We start from the raw sequence: 3,336 nt of genomic DNA on the forward strand, positions 1-3,336 counted from the left end.
TCCGTTTTCAAGGAGAGGTAATTATTAATTATTAATTGTTGAAAGCAGTTTTGGAGTTAATGAGGTACAAAGTTTCATGGAATAGGGAATAGAAATTAGTATTAAACTGTACCTCACCATCCTAAAAATTGCTGTAAGTGCAGTTTCAACCCTTAGAAGTCGGGTTAAGTCGGAACTTACCATAAATATCATACATAATGACATTTAATTATATTGGGCTACTTAATATAGCAATCCGCGCATTGGTTGTGAGAATTTTTATAATAGTTAATTTGAACCGAAAACCTTTAAAATTATGACTCCTGTAAGGGTGAATGGCGATTAGCCCCTGTCAGCAAAATATTACAACTTAAATCGGATTGCTGTATCTATCTATCATTTATTCTCAGGCAAAATTCATAGTTAATTCAGATAATTATAATTTGATGATGATATGGTTCAAATAAATTTAATTAAAAAGTTATTCAAGAAGGAAAAAAAACTTAATCAATACATTTAGGGTGAAAATTTAGAGGTTTTTTCGTGATAAGTTATACCAATTCACTTTAAAGATGTCACAAATAGTTTTAAACTTTAAATTTCAAATAATTTCTTAAAATTAATGTAATGTCAAAGTTTTCAGTTTATTAAATTTGACCTTTTAGATCGCGTCCGGTTGAATAGTTATAAATAAGGAGTCAGGAGTTAGAAGCGAAGAGGAAGAGGAGAAAGTTTGAATATATAAGGAGGAGAAAGTTTTTTTCACTAATTATCCGAACATTGTATTACTTTTGACTTCCATTAAACGGTATTAAGTGGGCGGAAAGAAACATGACGATGTAACAGAAGATTTATACATTCCATAATCTTGATATTGCTTACTTACACTCTGTTAAAGTTGCAATCAAATAGTAACATTTAATTATGCCCGGCTACTTAGATGATGAATATAATTAAAACTACTTATAGAAATATAAAATTAAAAAAAATTGGCAAATTTATTTTATTATTTATTGTAGTTACAATCCTAATTATTACAGGCAAATATTTTAACCTACCGGAAGTTTTAAGAAATACATTAATATGGATTGAAAGTCTAGGTTTCTGGGGTCCTATAACCTTCATCATTATTTATAATTTAGCTACTTTACTATTAATTCCTGGTTCAGTTTTGACTCTAGGAGGAGGAGTAATATTTGGAGTTTTTCGGGGGTCAATTTATGTATTTTTGGCTTCAACTTTAGGCGCTACAATAGCTTTTATAATTGGTAGATACATATCTCGCTATCGGGTTTCTCAACAATTGAGTAAAAATCTAAAATTCAATGCTATTAACCAAGCTGTTGTGAAAGAAGGATTGAAAATTGTATTTTTAACTAGACTTTGCCCTTTGTTTCCTTTTAATCTTTTGAATTATGCTTTTGGTGTAATGCAGGTTTCTTTAAAGGATTATATTTTTGGTTCTTTGGGAATGATTCCAGGAACATTTATGTATGTTTATCTTGGCTCTTTAATGGGCGATATTGCTTTAATTGATACATCTCAACAACCTACAAATTTTACTATAGAAGTAACTAAATGGATGATTAATATAGTTGGTTTACTTGCTACAGTTTTAGTAACTATTTATTTAACTCGACTGGCGAAAAAGGCTTTAGAAGAAAGTATTAATTAATACTTTGATGTTTTAGGAAAAAACGAGTTAATTGCACATAAAAAAGTATAGAAACCGGGTTTGTAATGAAAATGCTTGTGGTTTTGCACTCAAAAGATATGGATGGAAAAATTTGATCGGGGAAAAGTAAGCATTTTTGAGAAGCTCTCACAGGATGAAAATATTTCTGGTATTGCTCCTGGGGAAAATTGCTGAATACTTTGATTGTCTGTGAGCAAGGCAATTTAGTTGAATAAAAAGTCATGCATATAGGCGATAAACCCCAGTTAACCTTTATAATATCACAAAAATTGTCAGGATGCAGGCAAAAATCCTTTGAGACGCGATTTTTTTCCGGTAGCTCTAGAAAATGAAAATGTTGGTGATTTTCCACTACAGAAGTACAGATGGAAAGATTTAATGAAGGAAAAAATCCAATCCTAATCTTAAAAGTAGAAAAGTAGCTAAGGGAGCATTTTGCAATCTTTTCCCTGTATTACCTCTATTCCACTCCCGACTCCGTAACTCAAAAATTTAATCGCGGGTAAATATACCAAATGGCTTCTATATCATTCCTAAAGCAAGGAAATTTGTATTAGACATCTCCAGGCAAAGAGGGAGTAGGGAGTAGGGAGTAGGGGAAAATAATTAATTTATTTATGTACGATAATTGATTTGATTTTTGATTATAGGATATGTCTATTAGGTGTAGGTCATTCATTAATAGATTTTCCTAACACCTAACACCTCAAACTTCTACCCTTCTAACTTCTTACTAATTAATTGATTTGTCATCTTTGGATCGGCACGACCTTGAGTTTTCTTCATCACTTGCCCAACAAAGAAACCTTTGAGTTTTGTTTTACCGCCACGATATTTTGCTAACTCTTCTGGATGTGCGGCTAAAACTTCATCAATAATTGCTTCTATCGCCCCAGTATCTGAAATTTGAATTAGACCTTTTTTCTCTACTAATTCTTTAGGAGAACCACCTTTTGATAATAATTCTGGGAGAATATCCTTAGCAATTTTTCCACTGATAGTACCATCTTCAATAATTGTGACTAATTCTGCCAAATTATCAGGTTTCAGAGCAATATCATTAATACTAATTTTTTCATTTTTCAAAAAAGCAGTAATATCTCCCATTACCCAGTTGGCTGCTTGTTTAGAACTTCCACCTGCTGCCACTGTAGCTTCAAAATATTTTGCTACATTACAGTCGTCAGTCAGAACACGAGTATCATAAGCAGATAAACCTAACTCACTTTCATAACGGTGACGTTTGTGTGCGGGCAACTCTGGTAACTCAGCTTTCCAAGTTTCTAACTGTTGACTTGATACCTCAATAGGTGGAATGTCAGGTTCGGGAAAATAACGATAGTCACTAGAACCCTCTTTAACCCTCATACTAATAGTACGTTGAGAACCCTCTTCCCAGAGTCTAGTTTCTTGAATAATTTTTTCTCCTACTTCAATAGCTTCAGTTTGCCTTTCAATTTCATACTCGATCGCCCGTTGTATAGCACTGAAGGAGTTCATATTTTTGATTTCTACCTTTGTGCCAAATTCTTTTTGTCCCACAGGTCGCACAGAAACATTAACATCACACCGCAGGGAACCTTCCTGCATATTACCGTCACTAACTCCAAGGTAGCGGACAATTCGCCTTAGTTCTTGAGCATATTCAGCAGCTTCTAGTA

The 3,336-nt window shown here is 33.0% G+C and carries 2 protein-coding genes; one reads left to right on the forward strand and one right to left on the reverse strand.

Annotation, left to right across the window (positions count from 1 at the left end; all coding sequences use genetic code 11):
• Positions 1-919 precede the first annotated feature (919 nt).
• Positions 920-1,654 carry a TVP38/TMEM64 family protein gene (locus F6K22_RS36665; protein WP_293109614.1) on the forward strand — a complete coding sequence of 245 codons (735 nt, stop codon included), beginning with the start codon at positions 920-922 and terminating at the stop codon, positions 1,652-1,654.
• Positions 1,655-2,389: 735 nt separating this feature from the next.
• Here the strand turns inward: F6K22_RS36665 and gatB are convergent.
• Positions 2,390-3,336 (reverse strand): Asp-tRNA(Asn)/Glu-tRNA(Gln) amidotransferase subunit GatB (gene gatB / locus F6K22_RS36670; RefSeq protein WP_293109616.1); only part of this gene is annotated, 947 nt, incomplete at its 5' end.

Origin of the sequence: Okeania sp. SIO2F4 (assembly GCF_010672385.1) — a bacterium.
GTDB lineage: Bacteria > Cyanobacteriota > Cyanobacteriia > Cyanobacteriales > Microcoleaceae > Trichodesmium.

Coding starts and splice junctions, on each gene's coding strand:
- F6K22_RS36665 (WP_293109614.1), top strand. CDS start 920: ATGATGAATATAATTAAAACTACTTATAGAAATATAAAATTAAAAAAA.